We start from the raw sequence: 20056 nt of genomic DNA, 5'->3' as shown, positions 1-20056 counted from the left end.
TCGCTCCTTTAAGCACCACCCGATCCTTTTCATTTTCGTATACTTGTGGTCGATTTCACAGGGGCCGCAGGGCTGATCTCACAGGGCCAATCTCATAGGGCTAATTTCACAGAGCCATGACTGGAAGCTGAATCACAAATTCAGTTCCCTGCCCTGGGGACGAGATACATTCCAGCTTGCCACCATGCTGCTGCGTCACAATTTGATAGCTAATCGAAAGTCCTAAGCCCGTTCCCTTACCTTCCGGCTTAGTGGTAAAGAAGGCATCAAACAGTCGCTGCTGAATTTCCAAAGGAATCCCAGGGCCATCATCGACAATGTGAATCTCAACTCCATTCTCTGTAGCCGCCGTTCGGATCGTGATTGTATTTTGTTTTGGCTTCAGCCCCGCCGTTTTCCGAGTCACATTTTCTTCCTCGATGGCATCGATAGCATTCGCAATTAAGTTCATAAACACCTGATTAAGTTGTCCGCTGTAGCATTTAAATGGCGGCAACTCACCGTATTGCTTAACCACTCGAATCGCTAGACAGTCGGGTTTCGCTTTGAGTCGATGGGACAAGATCATCAGCGTTGTGTTGAGGCCCATATGTAGATCCGTCCATTGTTTTTCTTTGCCATCCTGACGCGAGTAGTTCCGTAGCGACTGCATCACATCGCGAATCCGATCAATGCCCAGCTTCATAGAGTCAATCATCTGCGGCAGATCTTCGAGCAAAAATTCTAGCTCGATTTCCTCGGCATGGTTTTGGATCGCCGCTACCGGCGTAGGATAGTGCTGCTGATAGTGCTGCAAATGCTCTACCAAGTCCTGAATGTATTCAGTTGCGTGGGAGAGGTTTCCGGCAATAAAACCAATCGGGTTATTCACCTCATGGGCCACACCCGCCACCAGTTGACCCAATTGGGAAATCTTTTCGGTTTGCACGAGCTGCGCCTGCGTGTGTTGCAGTTGTTCTAACGAAGCCTGAAGTTGATGAGATCTTTCTTGTTCGCGAGCATACAAACGGGCATTTTCGATCGCGATCGCCGCCTGAGCCGTCAGTAGTTTCAGCAATTCCAACCGTTCAGCCGTGAATGCTCCTAGCGTCAGGTTGTTTTCTAGATAAATAATTCCAATGAACTCAAGCCCAACTGGCAATGATTAATGGCGAAGTTCTGTTTGACTATGATCAAAATGGCGATGGCTTTTTGCGTCTATCGGACGGAACGATGATTCCTCTGCAAGGACTAGAGGACCAAATCGGCAGCCCCAACCTGGCCGATCCCTTCTATTGGTCCGCTTTTACGATGATTGGCAGCCCCTGGTAACTGATAAAGCTAGCAATAAAGCTAACAATAAAGTTGATGGCAACGTTGCTGCGAAAGTTATTGAGGACGTTAATGGTTCTTAGCGCGAATCGAGAATGTGCTGCTAATCTCGACATGGCACTCAAATTGGTTTGCCAAACCACGGCGTTCCAGCGCTTGGGAAATGGCTTTGTGGGACTGGAGAATTTGCTCGATTCGTCGCTCACAGGAAAGACTTTGTTGGTGGGTTCTGTAATAGTACAGCGGCTGGTTGATATGGCAAATTTCTGTTACCTCAGATAAGCGTAGGCAAAGTTCGTAGTCTTCAGCGTATTCAAACTTTGGATCAATCCCTCCAACATGGTTATAAATCGAGCGTCGCATTAGGCGAAAGTGGAAAATCATAAAATCAACCAAAAGCCGCTCTTGCGAGTAAGGAATTTTACACCGCTCGCCTTGGCCTTTGATCCATCCCTTTTCATCGATCACCATATAATCTGTGTAGACCAAACCAACCGAAGGTTGAGCATCTAAAACAGCGGCTGTTGCTTCCAGTGCGGTTGCCGCTAAAACATCATCACTGTCTACCTGACCAATGTATTCGCCAGCAGCTTCAGCAAAAGCGGCTCGCAGCGCCCGTCCTTGTCCGCGATGCTCTGCTGCTATTACTCGAACTCGATTATCTTGCTTGGCATAGTAATGCGCGATCTCGACGGAACGATCGGTAGAACCATCATCCCAAATCAATAGCTCCCAGTTATCGTAGGTTTGAGTCAAAACGCTTTCGATGGCCTTATCAAGATATCGTTCCCGGTTATAAACAGTCGTGACGATCGAGATCAGAGACATTGAGTTTACGGTTGCATTGTAGAAATAATAGATTCAGAACCTCACCATTGAATGGCGGAATCCTATCATCAACGCCAGCCAGCGTCAACTCGAAAGGCACTATTCACGCTTGAACTGAAACACCTACAACAGAAAACTACCTGCGGTGAGCGCAAGTAGTTGAGTCAACTCGATTCATTCACATACTTCAGGAGAAATGGCTAGGCTGAAAACAAACCGAACTAGACAAACCGGAAATCCCTCGACATGCTGACGTTAGTGGTATCTTGAACGACACCAACCAAATCACTGCCATAGTAAATTCCCGTATCTGTGGCTGAAGAGCCGCCCCAGTTGCCAGAACGGAGTGAATATTGGCTGCGGCTGCCTCGTACCTCAATCCAATCGCTCGTATCCCAGCTTTTAATGGTGGCATAACCGCGTCCCTGATAGGAAACACCCCAAGAACCACCCAAGACAAACGTATCTGAACCCGTACCGCCATCCAGTGTATCGTACTCGACTCCAGTCGTGGCGTAGCCATCTAAACGATCGTTGCCCGATCCACCGACGAGCGAATCGTTCCCACTGCCGCCCAAGAGGGAATCATTGCCGCTGCCGCCACTGAGATAATCGTTGCCGGAACTACCAGAGAGATAATCGTTGCCGGAACTACCAGAGAGATAATCGTTGCCGGAACTACCAGAGAGATAATCGTTGCCTGTCCAGCCGTAGAGCGAATCATTGCCATCGTGACCATAAAGCGAATCATTCTGCGTATTGCCAAAAATCCTGTCGTTACCGCTGTAGCCATAAGCTACCAGACGATCTGCACCCATGTAATTGAAATAATCGCTATTGTTTGTACCATAATATGTATAAGTCATGGTAATGCCTCCAGAATGTATTGGTGAGTATTTGAGAGAGATAGGTTTGAACTTGTATTTTTCTCTCTCTACTCACTTCACTGGAGAGCTTTTTGGGTTTATTCAGCCTCAATACTGATAGCGAACGCTAAAGTAAAATCCATCATCCTGGGCATTGTCTCCCCGATCGTCCAGATCAATAAAGGGAAAACCATAATCAAATCTGAGGCTGAAGCCATCGGGCCACCATTTTCGCTACGTTCGCGAGCCAGCAAGCGATCCACCACAATGTGAGCCGCCTGTACCGCCGCGCTAGTCGGGATTGACTGCGGATCGAGGGCATGGATGTTTTTCCCGGTTGGCAGTACATCCGGGTTGCGAATCGGGTCACCGCCGGGTCCAGGCAGAATGTATTCGCCCTCCAGCGCTTTCACCAAGGCTCCCAGCTCGTTGTCGGCGGTCACCTGCTTGAGGCAGAACTCCAGATACTCGAACAGGGGCTTGATCGCCTCCGGATCGACTTTTGGATAGCCCGCCTCGATCAAGGCTTCGATCCAGGGTTCTTTGCGACCCAGATTAAAGAAATTGAGCTTGGTGACTTTCGAGACGCGACCGTCGGCATCGGTCTGCTCTTTCACCATCGCTGTAATGGCTGCGCGAGACGCCTGGTTGATCTCGTAGAGCAACTGCACGTCCGCCAGCACCCCCCGGTCGCTGTTGCGGTAGATCTCGTCGATGTCACGTCCCAGGCTGTTGGCAATGATGCGCGGCAGGCTTTGGATCTCATCTTCAGGCCGATCGATACCAGCAATATTCACCAGCGTGGCGATTGCCTCTTCTGCTGTGGGAGCTTTACCGATCACATGCAGCCCACAGGGCAACAGCCGCGATTCGATCTCCATTAGCTTGATGTAAACCTTGCCAACTAGCGTATCCCGCTCCTCAGCGGTGAGGTTGGAGGCATCGTCACCTTCCGGCAGAGCAATGTCCTTGTCTAGGTTGACCAGGCGGCACTTGTCAATGATCGCGTTGACAATCGGCACAGCTCGTCCAGAGTCCTTCAGGGTTTGGTAAGAGGCAATCAGTTCGCTTAGCTCTTTTAAGCCCTTGTAGAGTCCGGCATTTTCGGCAGGAGGCGTCAAATAGCTAATCGTTTCGGCATAGCTGCGGCGCTTGGCAATCGTCGCTTCCGAGGGGTTGTTGGCGGCGTAGTAGTACAGGTTGGGAATTGTACCAATCAAGCTATCAGGATAGCAATCGCCGGACATGCCCATTTGCTTGCCGGGCATAAACTCCAGCGAACCGTGAGTGCCAAAGTGCAATACCGCATCGGCCTGCCAGATATGCTCCAGATAGGTGTAGTAGGCAGCAAAGCCATGATGGGGACTGGCCGAACGGGAGAACAGCAGCCGCATTGGGTCACCTTCGTAGCCAAAGGTAGGCTGCACGCCAATGAACACATTGCCGAACTCTTTGCCAAACACCAGCAGGTTTTGGCCGTCGGTGTTGAGGTGGCCGGGAGCCGGACCCCAGGATTCCTCTAGGCGATGGTGATAGGGCGTGAGCTGCTCGTATTCTGGCACCGACATGCGGTAGGCAATATTCAGCTCCGGACTGCTGTACTGAGCCTGGGCATCGTGGATCACTTCCTGCATCAGCGCTTCGGGCGAATCCGGCAAGCCTTGAACGTCATAGCCATTGTGCTGCAACGCCTTGACGACTTCATAGATTGAGCCGAACACATCCAGATAGGCCGCCGTTCCAACATTGCCCTTATCCGGTGGGAAGCTGAATACGGTGATCGCTACTTTCTTGTGCAGCTTCGGCTTGCGGCGCAGGTTGGCCCACTTCATGGCCCGCTGGGCAATCGCTTCGATCCGGTCTTGCAGAGCGATGGCCTTACCTGTGGTGCCGTCCCGTCCCGATAAAATAATTGGCTCAATCGCACCATCTAGTTCGGGGATGGCAATTTGCAGCGCTACCTGGATCGGATGCAGCCCCAGGTCGCTGTCTTGCCATTCTTCCGTGGTTTGGAACACGAGCGGCAGCGCCACCATGTAGGGGCGATTCAGCCGCTTCAGGGCATCTACGGCTTTGGGATGATCCTGCCGCGCCGGACCGCCGACTAGCGCAAACCCGGTCAGCGAAACCACTACATCCACAATTGCATGCTTCGTGATCGGGTCATAGAAGAAGGCATCTACAGGCTTAGAGAAATCTAACCCGCCGGCAAATACCGGAATCACCTTAGCTCCCATCGACTCAAGCTCTTGCACCATCGCCACATAGTGGGCATCGTCGCCAGTGACTAGGTGGGTCCGCTGTAGTACCAGACCAACGCGTTGATGGTGGCGTCGAAGGCATCAATGCCGATGCTGAACTGAGAGCGGGCCGCCAACACCGAGCGAGCATCCCGTTTCACCCAGTCTTGCGATAAACGAACGACCGTGACGTTGGATTCACCGTCTTCGGGGCCGATTGAAAACGAGAAGGGTTCATCTTCTAGGAAGGTAGTGCTACGGCGCAGATCGACTCCCAACCCCAGGGCAAACTCTTCGGTTGGGGTCCTGACGATTGGCTGGCGGAAACTCAGGGAGAACGTCTCGGATTCGCTGCGAATATCGAGGTCTTCAAAATCGGTTTCCAGAATCCGTGAGGCATCGTTGCTATAGCCCAGGCTGATTGTGCCATCCATTGGATTAACCGGAATCGCAAAGCCGACATCAAAGCTATCCAAGCCTTCGGTAATGCCGTAACCCGCGCTAATCTGGTCGCCGAGGCCAATCAAGTTGGCGTAGCTAGCCTGGATGCTGAACTGCTCTGAGCCAATGCTGGGCGACTGGTAATTGTCGCCGCCGATGCCCAACTGAAATGGTGATGCTTCTTGAATTTCAACGAGCAAAATGTTGCGCCCCGGTGCACTGCCTGCTGTTAGCTCAGCGTTGACCTGTTGCACCAGCGGATTGAGTTGGAGTAATTGCAGTGCCTGTTCTAGGTCGCGTTGATTCAGCGGTGTCGAGTTGGCGAGATTGAGGCGAGAGCGGACATACACTTCTTGTAGACGCGTCAGTCCAGTAATTTGGATGTCTTCTAGCGTTCCTTCAACGACCTGAATCTGCACTTCGCCATCGCTCAAATCCTGATTATTGGGCAAAAAAGCACCGGACGTAATATAGCCGTTCTCAATATAAAGCTGAGTGATTGAGGAACGCAGGGTTACCAAATCATCAAATGTGGCAGTGGGATGATCCGCTAAAAATTTTTCTACAATTTCATCAATTTCTGCCTCTAAAACCGTATTTCCCAACACCTCCACCCGGTTGATTGAAAAGGACGTATCAAGCAAGGAAGGTTCAGCTTGAGGTGCTACGGATGGTTGTAGGCCGGGATCAAGGGGATCAGTAGGCGGTTGATTGTGCAGCGGTGGCAAATCTGGAGTCGGGAGCGATGGATCAACTTGCTCAGCTGTGTCAGGCGGTAGCGTTACTCCGGGGGAAAGGGTAGGCTGAGCGAAGGCATGGGAACTGAAGCCAAGGCTCATCGCAATGGTATATCCGGCGGTAAATCCCCCTTTGTTTGTTCGACTCACCCCTAACCTCTTCTAGCCTACATGCGAATGCTTGACCATACAATACCGGTAATCAATCCAAATTGGCTGGATTTTACGTAAAATTTATTTAATCAAGCTCAAAATACAATCATTTTTGATCTGAAGAAAAAGGCAATATAGATTAACTCTACATTGCCACTGTCGTAAGCTTGCGACAAAAACGATTCAGCCCAAACTTGTTGTTTAGCTACAGCGTTCACAAATTGGTTGTGAACAGGGGGGTAGGGCGCTGCCCCCACGCAGGGGTTCCACCCCTGCACCCCGTTCAGATCCTACAAAGGATTACTGTATGTAGCAGTCAAAACTGTACTATGTCTACAATCTTTCTCCAAAACAACTATGTGTACATCTAATTCTTGTATAGGTTCTGTCTATTCAGAAGGCTAAGCAGACAAATTATTATGACTCGGTGATATCATTACTGCTAGTGGAGAAAATCCGGAAGAGTTGCTATCAAATGGCGTCACCTCTTGCCTCTGAGGCTGTAAACCCCTTTGCTTCTGACTAAATTCTGTTCTTAAATCAGGATCACCAAAACCCATTGCCAGCTTTCTATCAGAGTCGTCTTGATATACAGCTTTACCGCTCACCTGTTTCACAATTGGCTCTCTATTGTTTTTGTTACCATTCTTCTTGGCAAAATAGTTCACTAACTCATCGCTACGGGTAATACCGATAAGACCCTGCTCCGTTCGCAGTCCTGTCAGCGAATCTGGTTGGTTCGTAATCCTAGTTTGCCCGCGTCCATTAACTCTTCTAGTTTGGGCAGCAGAAAACGCAATATACTGTGGCGTGCTCCTCGTCTGATAAAGCCGCAGGAATGCGCCCGTGGTGCGCTAGCGAAGCGATCGCCACATTGACCCAATTCAAGCCTGATCTGTTGCTGAGCGATATTGGCATGCCGGATGTGGATGGGTACATGTTGGTGCGCCAGATTAGAACATTGCCACCAGAGCAAGGAGGCACGATTCCCGCGATTGCGCTAACGGCCTATGCTGGAGAAATTGATTATCAGCAGGCAATGGCCGCCGGCTTCCACCAGCATATTTCTAAGCCCCTTGAACCCACTAAACTGGTTGAAGCAATTGCCCATTTAGTCGGACCAAAGTCATGATATGAGTGACCAAAACTTGAATGCTAATCACGAAAAGGGTTTAGCAGCATCGCGAATTTCGCTAGTAGAAGATGCGATTACTGACAAAATCTCCGGAAAAACCCTGACGAAATAGGGAACACAGTTTAAGCTGGGGGTAGTCGGATACCCTTAGCAAACGGCACCTCAAAAGATGGGGAGAGGTTTGGCTGCCTATGTCCAATCAAATCAGCACCCAGTGGCAAGCGGGTGATATTCTGCTGAAGCGGTACAAAATCGTAGCAATTCTGGGTCAAGACGAATTGGGGGAGATCTACAAAGCTACCCATCTGACCTGGAAAACCGACCTGATCATCCGCAGCTTCAAACCCGACTTAATCACGTCCATGGGGGGGGTAGAAGCTTTACAAACAGATGTGGCTGCCTGGATTAACCTCGGTTTGCATCCTCATATCCTCAGCTGTTATTACCTGCGTCAGATTGACGGCCTGCTGCTGCTGTTCACTGAATACAGCTCCGGCAGCAATCTGCGCACCTGGATTCGAAATCGCGATCTCTATCGGGGCGGCACCTCTCTGCGGCGGATTCTCGATATTGCCATTCAGCTAGCCTGGGGGCTAGATTTTGCCCATCAGCAGGGCGTCGTTCACCACAATGTCAGTCCAGATACGGTCTATTTAACTCCCAAAACCGTTGCCAAGCTGGGTGATTTTGGCCTCACCAATGCCCATCGGGCCGCGGGTGGTGGCCTACATCCGGCACTCAGCGATGTCGAGGGCTGGGGCTTGACTGTACTAGAAATGTTTTTAGGTGAACGGGTAGAATCTGGCTCTGCGGCAGAGGTATTGGCCACCTATCTCAAAACTGGCTCGCCCGATCGCGCAAGCGGGACAGATTCCTTCCCCCAGATTCCAGCCTTACCCGAACCGCTGCTGGACCTGCTGCAAACTTGTTTGACCATCCCCACCACGGTCGATATGCAACAGGTGGCCCAGCGGCTACAAACCATTTACCAACTCCTGACAGCCAGTACCTATCCCCGCCAAGCCTCACCTGCCAGCTCACTCGCCGACCGGCTCAACAATCAGGCCCTCTGCCAATTGGATTTAGACGCGCCAGAGGCCGCCACTGCCCTATGGGAACGAGCCGTATCCCTGCAGCCTGACCATGCCGCCTCGACCTATAACCGGGGCTTGCTGAATTGGCGACTAGGGGCAATCGACGACTGGGCGCTGCTACGCCAGCTAGAATCCTGCCGCACGATTGGGTCATCACCCGAAGCACCCACCGTAAACTACTTGATTGGGCTGGTGCAACTAGAACGAGGCGACTATCAAGCCGCCTTGGCCAGCTTAGATGCTGCCCAGGGCCTACCGGACGACCTCGCCTCCGATCTGGAGGCCGTCCGTAGCTTTGCCCTAACCCAGCCGCCCAGCCGCCAATGGCTGCGGCAGTTGAATGATCGAAACAGCCCTAACCGAAACAGCCCTGACCGCAGTAACCCTACCCCCAGTAGCCAACCCTCTCAAGCAATCGCCCTCAGTGCCGATGGTCGCTATGCGCTCTCTGGTGGGGCAGATGGACAGGTGAAGCTGTGGCAGGTGGAAACGGGCCAGTGTCTCTATGTCTTTCGAGGCCACCAAGCCGAGGTAACGGCCCTAGCCTTTAGCCCCGATGGCTCCTATGTCGTTTCGGGCAGTGCCGACAACACGCTCAAGCTATGGAATCTTACCTCTACCAGTTTGGTACACACTTTCGATGGCCTCAGGCTGCGCAGGCTCACCTACCAGAGTCCGGTAGACAAACTGCTAGAGCGACTGTCTGTATCAACCAAGAAACTGATTCTGCAGACGAAAAAGGGTAGGCGTCGGTGCGATCAAGCAACACATCCCCACCCTGAATCATTTGTTGCAGAGTTACTTGATTTAAACCCTGCCGAACCGTTTCAACTTCAGGAAGTTCAGGCACAACAGAAAATTCGATGTCCCCTTTTACCGTAGGAGCGACGGGAGTTAGGACTTAGCAGCTTTTGCTTTGGGCGCTTCCACTTCTGCTAACTCAGCTTCCGCAAAGTTATTCGTGTTAACGCCACCTGAATTGCCGCTGTAGCCAGTGTAGTTAACCGTATCAAACCGGACAATCACTGGGTACTTGATGCCACTTTGGTCGATCGACGCAACCGTACCGACTTGGTTGTACCAGTAGGACTCTTTCCGAAGGATTCGGACTTTAGAACCACGTTGAACCATGGGTTTTTTCCTTTAGGGGTATCAATCGTTTTCCCATCCCGGCCTCAGCGGTTGGCTAACACCGGAACAGTTTAAGCTATCGCTTTTCAGCGTACTACGACTGTTGTGGCGATCGATTTACCCACAGCTTAAGTTTTGTTACTCGACGTGACCAGAAATTGCGAACCGTTACCAAAGCGCTAGAACAAAACGCTAGAACAAAGCGCTGATTTGTTAGGTGGCTGGACTAGAAACAGCCGGAGTGGCTGCCGCTGGTGTATCTGCTGGAGCTGCGCCGCCTTCGCCAACCGCACGCACCACTTCTACGCCGTTCTGCTCCAGAATCACAACTGGCTCCGCTCGGTTCATTTCAATCCGGCGCACCAACACCTGCCCACCTGCCAACCGCTGTCCCGGTTGCACATAGCGGCTGGTCGGTTCATTGGGAGCATTAACAATGGCATAGACCTGATCGCCAATCTGCACCACTCCAGTCACCTCAACAGCCCTGGCTAGAACAGGCTGAGGCCGGGGAGGGGCCGCCGCGATTGGGCTAGTCGGGGCTGGTTTAGCAGGGGTACGATTCGCCGGACGAGCTTGAGAACCGCCACCAGTCCTAGCAGGGCGCGGGGCTTGGGCAGTCTGTCGGGTTTGGGGTTGAGTACCACCGGTCGCGGTAGGAGCAGGCGCGGTCGGTGCTGTAGTTTGGGTTGGAGGAGCGGCACCTTCCGCCAGTTGCACTGATGGCGTTGTTGGCAGCAGCGCAAACGGATCAGAACGGTCACCCTGAACTTGCTGAACTCTTTGATTAGGGTCGGTTGAGCTAATCAGATCGGGAGGTAAGATGCCCCTCGGTTTCTGTTGCACTGTCGGTTGGTTAAATGCTGGGGGAGATGCCTGTCCAGGAGATGGACTGGCTGTCGGAGCCGGACTAACCACAACTGGAGATTCCTCAACAGTTGGAGTATCGCCTCCTGATCCAGAAAACAAATCACAGCCAGCCGCCGCAAATCCTAAAACTGTTGCCGAAGCGATGAGTAAAATCTGACGCATTGCCCCTCCCCAATAAATCTGCACAACTCCAGGATAATTTAGATGTTTCTGCCTTGTCTCGAACTGGCCCCAAACTGCTTTGTTAAACTGCTTCGTTAAAACTAGATCAATCTACAAATCTAAAGTTGCACCTGGTTACATCTACAAATAAGTTTGTACAAGCAAATTCTGTTGAAACCCAAGCTGCAGAAGCAAAGACTGTATTGGCTACCATCGGGATTAACTGTCATCGGGAAAATTTTTGACACAATTTCTGAGTTCACCCGCTGTTTTCCCGCAGCAGCAGGTTTACCTTGCAAAGTACCCAGAATTACCTCAGGGTTCCCATTGAATTAAACACAACTGCTTAAACTCAACTGCTTAAACTCAACTGCTTAAACTCAACTGCGAAACTGAGTCCCTCAATCAAAAATCAAAATTTCAGCTCTGCACCACTAGAAATATTCTCTCATGAATTATAAAATTCAGTTAAGCAAGTCCTGCCCGTGAGTCCTACTTCCATAGACAATTTCTTAGCCCGTTGCTAGACGGGGGCCATCAACAAATTTTATTTTCATAAAAAATATTAATATATTTTTGCCTCAAATGGCCTGTTCGTACCCCTGAATCAGTGGAATTCTAAGGCTTGCTGAGCTATTGTTTGGAAGATCATCGAGCCTTGGTCTGCGCGCGGACTTTTCCTGTCTGGATCGAGCAATACACCCTTTGAGCGATTGTCTTTCTTTTTCGGCACTTCATTCTTCATTCTTAAAATTCCCCCATGCCTGCAGACCGAATATTTGACCCACCGCCGCGTGTGATCAGATGATCAAATTGCTTAAAGAAGTGCGTTAGGGTGCTCCGCAACCGATCCTCCGAATCTAAAGATGAAAGCAAAATATCGCGCGTTGGCTGGATACGATCAAAACGGTGCGGAGCCCGCGGGAAACGGCACCGCCCCATCTCGATAATTATTCGCACATAATCTACAAATATTCAAGACCAAACCACGCGAAACGCCCTCACCTAAAGCAGATCAGCGATAGGTGATCGTCATCCAACCGCTTAGTGTGCCATTTGCGCCATTCTTCGAGTAATTCGGAAGATTCTTCCGATCGACCTCGACAACATCATACCAAGGATCTAGGAAAAGCATCCGGTGGGTTGACCTGTCGATCTCTTTCAGCAACGTAAAATGGCCGCCACCGCCAGCCCACGCTATGTGGGCGATTATCGGCGTTCGCTCACCGCAATAATGCCAAAAATAATCGAAGATTTTCGATCCCCCGACACCTTCTGAGCGATACGCCCGCACGCCTATATGATTCAGCACATACGCAAGATTTGTTGCCTTAGTACCGTTTTTCGGATCAAAACTCCCTGGATAGAGCTGTGACACTTGCCTTGCCCGCCCTTCCGGATCGATCATACAGGCCTGCTTATAAATGCTTTCGGCCATTGCAACACATGCCGGCCCGCAAGACTGATCCATTTCCTGATGAAGTAGATAATGATAATTCCCTTTACTGTCTCTCGCCCATCTAGCTCCCATATAAGACCTCGATATAAATTACTCGATCGGTATCGGAACAGCTCCATATCGATCTGCAGGAGAATGACGAAAAGAGTGGGGTAAATTTGCATCCCCTCAGTCATAATATTCTCTGCCGAGATGCGTGATCATTTCCTCGCCCATGATATGGCGAAGTGTGTTCTTTAGCTTGACCAGCTGTATAAAGAGATCGTGTTCAGGGTAAAGTCCAGGGGCGGTCTGCGGAGCTTTGAAATAGAAGGAAAGCCACTCTTGAACCCCGCGCATACCAGCACGCTGCGCAAGATCGAGGAATAACGCCAGGTCAAGGGCAAGCGGTGCGGCAAGGATAGAATCTCTGCATAGAAAATCTATCTTTATCTGCATCTTATAGCCTAGCCAGCCGAAGATGTCGATATTGTCCCAGCCTTCTTTGTTATCCCCCCGCGGCGGATAATAATTTATACGAACCACGTGCGAGAAATCCTTATAAAGATCGGGATAAACCTCGGGCTGCAGAATATGCTCAAGCACCGAAAGCTTTGATTCCTCTTTTGTCTTGAAATTCTCCGGATCGTCAAGAACCTCACCATCGCGGTTACCTAGAATGTTAGTTGAATACCACCCGTCTAGTCCGAGCATCCTGGCCTTCAGCCCGGGAGCGATGATGGTCTTCATTAACGTTTGTCCGGTCTTAAAATCCTTTCCGCAGATCGGCACATTCCTGTCTTCGGCGAGCTTTGTCAGCGCGGGAATATCAACGGTTAGATTCGGAGCGCCGTTGGCGAATGGGACACCGGACACTATAGCCGCGTAGGCGTAGATCATCGAGGGCGAGATCGATGGATCGTTATCATAAAGACCTTTTTCAAAAGCCTGAATGCTCCGGTGTGCTTCGCTTTCCTCAAGGAAGATCTCGGTCGAGGCAGCCCAGACCATCACGAGCCGGTCGCACCCATTTTCCTTCTTGAAGTTTGTAATATCTTCAATGAGCTGCTCGGCAAGCTCCATCTTGTTCCGACCGGACTTTGTGTTGGTACCATACAGACGTTTCACATACTTCTGTTCAAAGACGGCCGGCATCGGCTTAAGCGAGGCGAGCTGCTCGGCGACCTGGTTCAGCAACTCCTTCTCTAAAACACCTGCGTTAAGCGCCGCTTCGTACGCGTTTTCGGAAAAGATGTCCCATGCGCCGAAAACGATATCGTCCAAGGCCGCAAGAGGAACAAACTCATTTATCTTTGGAACCCGATTGTCCGTTGCGAGATGGAGCTTCTTCCGGTCAGAAGAACTCTGCGTGTTCGCGGCTTGCAATCCCACGGCCGAACGACCTCAAACATCAGTGCGGGACAGCGAGCGGCTGTAAATCTTGCCGGCATCGATCATTCAAGGATCACGCGCGGGATGATCCTTGCCGAACCCGGTGTCCTGGAACCGACGCAGATCATTGACACACGATGCGAAATGCTAACAACTTCGCCGCGTCCGCTGAAAGATCGTCAACGGATCCGTGTACATATCGGAACGGCGGAGGTGCTCGCAAGGGTTTTAGTTCTTAATCAAGATGGCGAGATCTTGCCCGGGCAGACCGATTACGCCCAACTCCGGCTCGAAACGTCAATAGCTTCGTACACTGGCGAACGCTTTATCATCAGGACTTACTCGCCGCAGAGAACCATCGGCGGCGGGACCATCATATTGCCGCACACGGAAAAACATAGACGCCGTGATATCAAAGATGCGGCCACATTCGTGTCCGCCTTGGCGGATGTCGGTGACGATCCGCCCGAATTGGTAACCACTCTGGTAAAGCGAACAGGCAAACAAGGTCTATCAATGAAAGACCTCCGGACACAAACCGCATGGACACTCAGGACCGCTGAAAAGGCAGTTGACGTTGCGGTCGGACGGGGTTCTGCGGCACGCATTGGCGATGTATTGATCGACCCATTGGTTTTGGAAGGATCGATCCAAGACACTATCGCGGTTCTTTCCCAATACCACAGAGAAAAGCCGCTCGCCGCGGGGATGTCACGTGAAGAACTGCGAGAACGCCTTTTCAAGTTCGTACCGGATGAAGTGATGAACGCTGTGATCGAGCATCTCGCAGTGGAAAACAAGTTAGCGGTTGAAGGAACTACAATCCGACTTGCCGAACACAAGCAGCAGCTCTCCCCTAACGAACAGGCGTTTGCTGATCGGCTCATCACAGCTCTGACAAAAGCAGGTGTCGAACCTCCAAAGTTAGATGACGCTATTAGGGCGGCTCTCGGGAATATTGAAGCTGCCGAGGCGAAGAAGATCGTACACATGAAATTGAGATCGGGAGAGCTTATCAAGATATCGGAAGAATTCTGGTTTGCTCGGACCCCTATCGACGCTCTGGTGTCTGCCATTCAAAATTACGCTGACCGGACCGAGGACCGTACGATCGATGTTGCCAAATTCAAAGAGATCGCCGGTGTCTCAAGAAAATATGCGATACCATTGCTGGAATTCTTTGACCGCGAGCGGATAACCATTAGAAAAGGCGATAAGCGGATCGTGCTGAAATGAAGAGATTTCTTACTGCCGAATGGCGCGACCTTATAATGGCGAACTACGAGGTTCCGCCTAAGCTTCTCGCGGACCGCGTGCCGGCCGGGACCGATCTTGATCTTTACGACGGCCACTGCTTTGTCAGCCTTGTTGGCTTTATGTTCCTTGATACACGCGTAATGGATTTTTTGGTTCCGTTTCACATCAACTTTGAGGAGGTAAACCTAAGATTCTATGTTCGACGGGAAGTCAGGGACGAGCTCCGCCGCGGCGTTGTCTTTGTAAAAGAGATCGTGCCGCGTGCGGCGATAGCGATGATCGCACGCACGCTTTACGGCGAGCCATATGAGCGATGGCTGATGTCCCATAACCGCGACGCGCTGAATGTCAGATACTCTTGGGAAAAAGGCGCCTGCCGCAACTCGATAAGCGTCGAAAGCGGGAAGAACATTGGTGTGCCGGATGAAGGCTCGCATGCGGAGTTCATCATCGAACACTATTGGGGTTACACTAAACGCCGCGGCGGACGAACCGATGAATACAAGGTCGAGCATCCGAAATGGGAATTGTTCGAAGCCGGAAATCCGCGGATCGACGTTGATTTCGGCTGCACCTATGGGCCGGAGTTCGCATTCCTCAACAACGAAGAGCCCTATTCGGTCGTTCTGGCAAAAGGCTCGGATATATCGGTTTACAAGGGTGAAAAGATCGTATGATAATCGGCATTATCGCAATTTCAAGAAACTATGCCATCGGCAAGGACGGTAAATTGCCTTGGCATTATCCGGCAGACCTGAAATTTTTCAAAGAAACCACCACGGGAAATGCGGTAGAGTAGTTAGACTTTGACGCCTAAAGGCGTAACTCGGAACAGCTTACGCAACGTCGAAACGGTCTGCGTTCATCACCTTGTTCCAAGCCGCGACGAAATCCTTGACGAATTTCTCTTTGCTGTCGCTGCATGCATAGACCTCCGCAAGTGCACGAAGCTCTGAATTCGAACCGAAGATCAGATCGACGCGGGTTCCGGTCCATTTCTTCTCGCCAGTCTTGCGGTCGATACCGTTGAACACCTGCCCATCGCCGTTCGCCGATTCCCAACGCGTGCTCATATCGAGCAGATTGACGAAGAAATCGTTCGTAAGCTGGCCGGGACGCGATGTGAAAACGCCGTGTTTCGAGCCGTCCCAGTTCGTATCGAGCACACGCATGCCGCCAATGAGAACGGTCATCTCAGGAGCCGTCAGACCGAGGAGGCCTGCTTTGTCAACAAGCATTTCTTCTGCTGGCGTATTGTGATGGCCTTTTTTGTAGTTGCGGAAGCCATCGGCCTGCGGTTCCAAGTATTTGAATGAATCGACCTCGGTCTGTTCCTGGGTCGCGTCGCCGCGGCCCGAAGTGAACGGCACCGAAATGTCGAAACCGGCATCCTTTGCCGCCTTTTCAATCGCTGCATTGCCGCCGAGAACGATCAGATCAGCGATCGAGACATTCTTACCGCCTGAGTTGAATTCGGACTGAATTCCGGAAAGGACGTTCAATACCTTTTCGAGCTGGACGGGATTGTTTACCTCCCAGAACTTCTGCGGGGACAATCGGATGCGAGCTCCATTCGCACCGCCTCGATAATCAGTACGGCGGAAGGTCGATGCCGATGCCCAAGCGGTCGAGACCAATTCAGAAATGCTCAAGCCTGAAGCAAGGATCTTGTCCTTCAATACGGAAACATCAGCATCGCTGAGCGTTATGCCCGCGGGAACGGGATCCTGCCAAATGAGGTCTTCTGCCGGGACCATTGATCCGAGATATCGCGCCTTGGGTCCCATGTCGCGGTGAGTTAGCTTGAACCAAGCACGTGCGAAAGCATCGGCAAACTCTTCCGGATTTTCTAAGAAGTGGCGAGAGATCTTTTCGTATTCGGGGTCCATCCGCATCGCCATATCAGCGGTGGTCATCATTGGCAGGTGCTTTTTGTTCGGGTCGGCAGCGTCGGGGACGTTTGGCTCAGCATTGATGGGACGCCACTGATTCGCTCCTGCGGGGCTCTTTGTAAGCTCCCATTCGTTGCCGAAAAGTGTCTCAAAATAGCTGTTGTCCCACTGGATCGGCGTCGGCGTCCAGGCTCCTTCGATACCGCTCGTGATCGCATCAGCCCCCTTTCCCGAGCCGTATGTGCTCAACCAGCCAAAGCCTTGTGCTTCTATCGGGGCACCTTCTGGTTCGGGGCCAACGTGGGCCGCATCGCCTGCTCCGTGGGCTTTACCAAAAGTGTGTCCTCCGGCGGTCAGGGCTACCGTTTCATAGTCGTTCATCGCCATGCGACCGAACGTTTCACGAATATCACGCGCCGAAGCGAGCGGATCCGGATTGCCGTTCGGGCCTTCGGGATTAACGTAGATCAAACCCATCTGGACAGCGGCGAGCGGATTTTCAAGTTCGCGGTCGCCCGTGTAGCGTTTGTCGCCGAGCCATTCGCCCTCAGATCCCCAATAGGTATCTTCCTGCGCCTGCCAAACATCCTCACGTCCGCCGCCAAAGCCAAATGTCTTAAAGCCCATCGATTCGAGGGCCGCATTTCCGGCCAGGATGAATAGGTCAGCCCATGAGAGCTTGCGGCCATACTTTTGTTTGATCGGCCAAAGAAGTCTGCGTGCTTTGTCGAGGTTACCGTTGTCGGGCCAGCTGTTCGTCGGAGCGAACCGCTGCTCGCCGTTGCCTGCACCGCCGCGGCCATCGGCGACGCGATACGTTCCCGCAGCGTGCCAAGCCATGCGGATCATGAACGGGCCATAATGACCGTAATCAGCCGGCCACCAGTCCTGCGAATCAGTCATAAGAGCTTTGAGGTCTTCCATGACCGCGTTGAGATCGAGCGTCTTGAACTCAGCCGCGTAATCGAAATCCTCGCCCATCGGATCGGCGAGTTCGGAATTCTGCCTGAGTACTGGGCCACCCGCTGGGGGTTGGAAGTATGGCTAGGCACGGAAGGACTGCTGGTTCAGCTGATTCAACTGAGCGTAGCGGGGGCCATTGGTTTGGGCGTGTTTGCAGTTCTGGCGGCTCGTACTGGCCTACCCGAAGTCGATCAACTCGTGGCCCGACTCCGACAGCGATTTGGCCGCTAGGTAGCTTCAGGCGACTCAAACAAAAATCAGGCAGATGGCAGCCTGGCTCCAACTACCTGATTCCTGGCTCTATTCAACCCTGACTCAGATGATCTAGAGATGATCTAGAACTGACTAGTTTGACTGGCTTGCGCCTGGAGTTCTGCGGTCCGGACCGAAACCTGCTGTGTTCCGTTACCTCGTCTGATCGTGACCCGCAGAGATTTACCCACACCACTCCGGTCTACTAGGTTTTGCAATTGCTCGGCATCGGTAATGGTTTGACCATCGATTTGGGTAATCACATCCCCCCGACGAATTCCGGCATTGGCCGCAGGTGAGTTGGGCACTACGCCCATCACCAGCACCCCCGAAACCTCCGGCAGCATGATCGTCGCATTCGGGTCGCTGTTGTTCTGTTTTGCTAAGTCAGGCGTCAGCGTCATAATTTGCACACCCAGGTAAGGATGGGAAACTTTTTCTCCGCGCGCTAATAGGGGCATGACTTCTTTGGCTTTGTTGATCGGAATGGCAAATCCAATTCCAGAAGCGTTAGCCCGAATTGCGGTATTGATACCGATTACCTCACCGTCTTCGTTCAGCAGTGGCCCGCCCGAGTTACCTGGATTGATGGCCGCATCGGTTTGAATAAAGCTGTCCCGTTGATTAGGGGAACCGATCGCACTGCCGGCTCGATTGGTGGCACTGACAATGCCGACAGTGACAGTCTGATCTAGCCCTAGCGGGTTGCCAATGGCGATTGCCCATTCCCCCGGCTGGACTTGAGCTGAATTGCCCAAGGGCACAACCGGCAAATTGTTAGCAGGGATGCGCACAACCGCAACATCTGAAGATGCATCCGCGCCCAAAACCTGTCCGGTAAAGGTGCGCCCATCGTTTAAGGTAACTCGAACGCTCGTAGCCCGATTGACTACATGGGCATTCGTTAAGATCAAACCGCTAGCATCGAAAATAAAGCCTGAGCCAGTACCGCGAGCAATACCAGATTGATTTCGGAGGGATGACCGAGTTGAATCAATCCGCACAACTGCCGGACTAACTTCTTGAACGACAGCAGTAACGAAATTGGTATTGGTTTGGCTAGACTGAGCGGCCATTGGCTCAAGCGGTTGCGATTGAATGGGCGTCGGACGATTCAGGAGCGAGACACTGACAATCGATCCGACCAATAATGTGGATAGATAAATAGCTGACTTGTTCATGTGAGGAGTTAGGCAATGGGAGTAAGTAAGCGTTCTAGAAATGCGGCGGCTCGCTACATCCGGTCAGACTGATGCCTCAAACCACAGCTAGCTGGAGTAGGCATAACGGTTTTGAGCGGATCAATAAGCGATCATTCACGCGGTGCATTGGACTGTTTCTTACCTCTACCTGATATTGTGAGCCGCAAAAATGACAAGAAAGTGTCACGCTCTGTAGGCTGCGCTTTATGGTGTCGCGCTCTATACCCATGCTCTAGGGCTTTAGGGGCAGCTCAATTGCAAACGTTGACCCTTGACCTAAGACGCTATTCACCCGGATTTGTCCACCATGCGCCTGCACAATTTGCTGCGCGATCGCCAGCCCTAACCCAAAGCCGCCGGTTTCTCGCGTTCTAGCCTGATCGACTCGGTAAAACCGATCGAAAATATGCGGCAAATCAACGGCCGGAATGCCGCTACCGCTATCTCGCACCTGAATCATGGCCCGTCGCGCTTGGCTAAACACCTGTAGCTCGATTGTGCCGCCTGCCGAAGTGTATTTGATCGCGTTATCGAGCAGGTTTTTAACTGCTTGCTGCAGCAATTCCGGATCAGCCTGCAAAGGTATCGGTTGATTTGGCAACTGGTTGACGAAGCTTAATTCCTGGTCTGCGGCTTGGGCGGCATAATCCGCCGCTAACGGTTGCAGCAGAGACACTAGATCCACGCTTCGC

General features: G+C 51.8%; 20 protein-coding genes and 2 pseudogenes. 7 read left to right on the top strand and 15 right to left on the bottom strand.

Translation table 11 applies throughout. The features are described 5' to 3' along the window. Positions 1-106: 106 nt before the first annotated feature. Positions 107-1141 (bottom strand): sensor histidine kinase, encoded by a 1035-nt coding sequence (locus JVX88_RS22700; RefSeq protein WP_211620474.1) that lies wholly within the window; start codon positions 1139-1141, stop codon positions 107-109. Between JVX88_RS22700 and JVX88_RS22695 the strand changes: the two genes are divergently transcribed. Further along, a complete protein-coding gene (locus tag JVX88_RS22695) occupies positions 1141-1311 on the top strand; it encodes a hypothetical protein (RefSeq protein WP_211620472.1) in 171 nt (56 codons plus the stop codon). The two genes, JVX88_RS22700 and JVX88_RS22695, sit on opposite strands and share 1 nt — an antisense overlap. 69 nt (positions 1312-1380) lie before the next feature. Here the strand turns inward: JVX88_RS22695 and JVX88_RS22690 are convergent, their stop codons facing one another. The 5 genes and pseudogenes from JVX88_RS22690 to JVX88_RS22670 all read right to left on the bottom strand — a co-directional run bounded on the left by JVX88_RS22690 (position 1381) and on the right by JVX88_RS22670 (position 7244). Continuing rightward, positions 1381-2139: a glycosyltransferase gene (locus JVX88_RS22690; RefSeq protein ID WP_211620470.1), complete on the bottom strand. Its 759-nt coding sequence runs from the start codon at positions 2137-2139 to the stop codon at positions 1381-1383. A 221-nt stretch (positions 2140-2360) separates the two neighbouring features. Next, complete coding sequence (locus JVX88_RS22685; RefSeq protein WP_211620468.1) at positions 2361-3005, bottom strand: calcium-binding protein; 645 nt, start codon at positions 3003-3005, stop codon at positions 2361-2363. A gap of 98 nt (positions 3006-3103) precedes the next feature. After that, a pseudogene (bchH, locus tag JVX88_RS22680) lies at positions 3104-5323 on the bottom strand (magnesium chelatase subunit H); the annotation flags it as partial. After that, positions 5293-6525, bottom strand: a complete 1233-nt coding sequence (locus JVX88_RS22675) for a POTRA domain-containing protein (RefSeq protein ID WP_225931700.1) — start codon at positions 6523-6525, stop codon at positions 5293-5295. The pseudogene bchH and the gene JVX88_RS22675, both read right to left, overlap by 31 nt. A gap of 452 nt (positions 6526-6977) precedes the next feature. Further along, positions 6978-7244, bottom strand: coding sequence for a hypothetical protein (locus JVX88_RS22670; RefSeq protein WP_211620464.1), 267 nt, complete (start codon positions 7242-7244; stop codon positions 6978-6980). Between the two features lie 137 nt (positions 7245-7381). On the opposite strand from JVX88_RS22670, the gene JVX88_RS22665 reads away from it, so the two are divergent. Together JVX88_RS22665 and JVX88_RS22660 are read left to right on the top strand one after the other, a co-directional pair. Next, on the top strand, positions 7382-7708 hold the full coding sequence (locus tag JVX88_RS22665) for a response regulator (RefSeq protein ID WP_225931144.1): 327 nt from the start codon (positions 7382-7384) through the stop codon (positions 7706-7708). Positions 7709-7902: 194 nt separating this feature from the next. After that, a pseudogene (locus tag JVX88_RS22660) lies at positions 7903-9402 on the top strand (protein kinase domain-containing protein); the annotation flags it as partial. A gap of 64 nt (positions 9403-9466) precedes the next feature. On the opposite strand, the gene JVX88_RS43210 reads toward JVX88_RS22660, so the two are convergent. The 6 genes from JVX88_RS43210 to JVX88_RS22635 all read right to left on the bottom strand — a co-directional run bounded on the left by JVX88_RS43210 (position 9467) and on the right by JVX88_RS22635 (position 13798). Beyond that, complete coding sequence (locus JVX88_RS43210) at positions 9467-9655, bottom strand: DNA-formamidopyrimidine glycosylase family protein (protein ID WP_317134665.1); 189 nt, start codon at positions 9653-9655, stop codon at positions 9467-9469. 44 nt (positions 9656-9699) lie between these two features. Further along, on the bottom strand, positions 9700-9936 hold the full coding sequence (locus tag JVX88_RS22655; protein WP_036000115.1) for a photosystem I reaction center subunit IV: 237 nt from the start codon (positions 9934-9936) through the stop codon (positions 9700-9702). Positions 9937-10149: 213 nt separating this feature from the next. After that, positions 10150-10968, bottom strand: coding sequence for a hypothetical protein (locus tag JVX88_RS22650; RefSeq protein ID WP_211620461.1), 819 nt, complete (start codon positions 10966-10968; stop codon positions 10150-10152). 607 nt (positions 10969-11575) lie between these two features. Further along, positions 11576-11713 (bottom strand): hypothetical protein, encoded by a 138-nt coding sequence (locus JVX88_RS22645; RefSeq protein ID WP_211620459.1) that lies wholly within the window; start codon positions 11711-11713, stop codon positions 11576-11578. 270 nt (positions 11714-11983) lie between these two features. Then, positions 11984-12499, bottom strand: coding sequence for a cysteine peptidase family C39 domain-containing protein (locus JVX88_RS22640; RefSeq protein ID WP_211620457.1), 516 nt, complete (start codon positions 12497-12499; stop codon positions 11984-11986). A 96-nt stretch (positions 12500-12595) separates the two neighbouring features. Next, positions 12596-13798: an inositol-3-phosphate synthase gene (locus JVX88_RS22635; RefSeq protein WP_211620455.1), complete on the bottom strand. Its 1203-nt coding sequence runs from the start codon at positions 13796-13798 to the stop codon at positions 12596-12598. Between JVX88_RS22635 and JVX88_RS22630 the strand changes: the two genes are divergently transcribed. Genes JVX88_RS22630 through JVX88_RS22620 form a run of 3 tightly spaced genes read left to right on the top strand, consistent with a single transcriptional unit; the run spans position 13745 to position 15854 of the window. Next, the gene (locus JVX88_RS22630) at positions 13745-15034 is read left to right on the top strand and encodes a SelB C-terminal domain-containing protein (RefSeq protein ID WP_211620453.1); all 1290 of its coding nucleotides are present in this window, start codon (positions 13745-13747) and stop codon (positions 15032-15034) included. The genes JVX88_RS22635 and JVX88_RS22630 overlap by 54 nt on opposite strands. Beyond that, complete coding sequence (locus JVX88_RS22625; protein ID WP_211620451.1) at positions 15031-15732, top strand: YqjF family protein; 702 nt, start codon at positions 15031-15033, stop codon at positions 15730-15732. Before JVX88_RS22630 ends, JVX88_RS22625 begins: the two co-directional genes overlap by 4 nt. Further along, complete coding sequence (locus JVX88_RS22620; RefSeq protein ID WP_211620450.1) at positions 15729-15854, top strand: dihydrofolate reductase; 126 nt, start codon at positions 15729-15731, stop codon at positions 15852-15854. Before JVX88_RS22625 ends, JVX88_RS22620 begins: the two co-directional genes overlap by 4 nt. A 37-nt stretch (positions 15855-15891) precedes the next feature. Here JVX88_RS22620 and katG read toward each other — a convergent pair whose 3' ends face one another. After that, positions 15892-17928, bottom strand: coding sequence for a catalase/peroxidase HPI (gene katG, locus JVX88_RS22615; protein ID WP_211620448.1), 2037 nt, complete (start codon positions 17926-17928; stop codon positions 15892-15894). Between katG and JVX88_RS42185 the strand changes: the two genes are divergently transcribed. Beyond that, on the top strand, positions 17809-18141 hold the full coding sequence (locus JVX88_RS42185; protein ID WP_211629098.1) for a hypothetical protein: 333 nt from the start codon (positions 17809-17811) through the stop codon (positions 18139-18141). The genes katG and JVX88_RS42185 overlap by 120 nt on opposite strands. Positions 18142-18245: 104 nt before the next feature. Here the strand turns inward: JVX88_RS42185 and JVX88_RS22605 are convergent, their stop codons facing one another. Beyond that, entirely contained in the window at positions 18246-19343 is a 1098-nt protein-coding gene (locus tag JVX88_RS22605; protein WP_211620447.1) for a trypsin-like peptidase domain-containing protein, read from the bottom strand. A 253-nt stretch (positions 19344-19596) separates the two neighbouring features. Continuing rightward, positions 19597-20049, bottom strand: coding sequence for a sensor histidine kinase (locus tag JVX88_RS22600; protein ID WP_211620445.1), 453 nt, complete (start codon positions 20047-20049; stop codon positions 19597-19599). Positions 20050-20056 lie beyond the last annotated feature (7 nt).

It is taken from the genome of Leptolyngbya sp. 7M, assembly GCF_018128485.1.
This window is presented reverse-complemented; position numbering and strand designations above follow the sequence as displayed.

Coding starts and splice junctions, on each gene's coding strand:
- katG (WP_211620448.1), bottom strand. CDS start 17,928: ATGGGCGAGGATTTCGATTACGCGGCTGAGTTCAAGACGCTCGATCTC.
- JVX88_RS22605 (WP_211620447.1), bottom strand. CDS start 19,343: ATGAACAAGTCAGCTATTTATCTATCCACATTATTGGTCGGATCGATT.
- JVX88_RS22620 (WP_211620450.1), top strand. CDS start 15,729: ATGATAATCGGCATTATCGCAATTTCAAGAAACTATGCCATCGGCAAG.
- JVX88_RS22650 (WP_211620461.1), bottom strand. CDS start 10,968: ATGCGTCAGATTTTACTCATCGCTTCGGCAACAGTTTTAGGATTTGCG.
- JVX88_RS22645 (WP_211620459.1), bottom strand. CDS start 11,713: ATGAAGAATGAAGTGCCGAAAAAGAAAGACAATCGCTCAAAGGGTGTA.
- JVX88_RS22630 (WP_211620453.1), top strand. CDS start 13,745: ATGGAGCTTCTTCCGGTCAGAAGAACTCTGCGTGTTCGCGGCTTGCAA.
- JVX88_RS22655 (WP_036000115.1), bottom strand. CDS start 9,936: ATGGTTCAACGTGGTTCTAAAGTCCGAATCCTTCGGAAAGAGTCCTAC.
- JVX88_RS22695 (WP_211620472.1), top strand. CDS start 1,141: ATGATTAATGGCGAAGTTCTGTTTGACTATGATCAAAATGGCGATGGC.
- JVX88_RS22625 (WP_211620451.1), top strand. CDS start 15,031: ATGAAGAGATTTCTTACTGCCGAATGGCGCGACCTTATAATGGCGAAC.
- JVX88_RS22690 (WP_211620470.1), bottom strand. CDS start 2,139: ATGTCTCTGATCTCGATCGTCACGACTGTTTATAACCGGGAACGATAT.
- JVX88_RS22675 (WP_225931700.1), bottom strand. CDS start 6,525: ATGAGCCTTGGCTTCAGTTCCCATGCCTTCGCTCAGCCTACCCTTTCC.
- JVX88_RS42185 (WP_211629098.1), top strand. CDS start 17,809: ATGACCGTAATCAGCCGGCCACCAGTCCTGCGAATCAGTCATAAGAGC.
- JVX88_RS22640 (WP_211620457.1), bottom strand. CDS start 12,499: ATGGGAGCTAGATGGGCGAGAGACAGTAAAGGGAATTATCATTATCTA.
- JVX88_RS22685 (WP_211620468.1), bottom strand. CDS start 3,005: ATGACTTATACATATTATGGTACAAACAATAGCGATTATTTCAATTAC.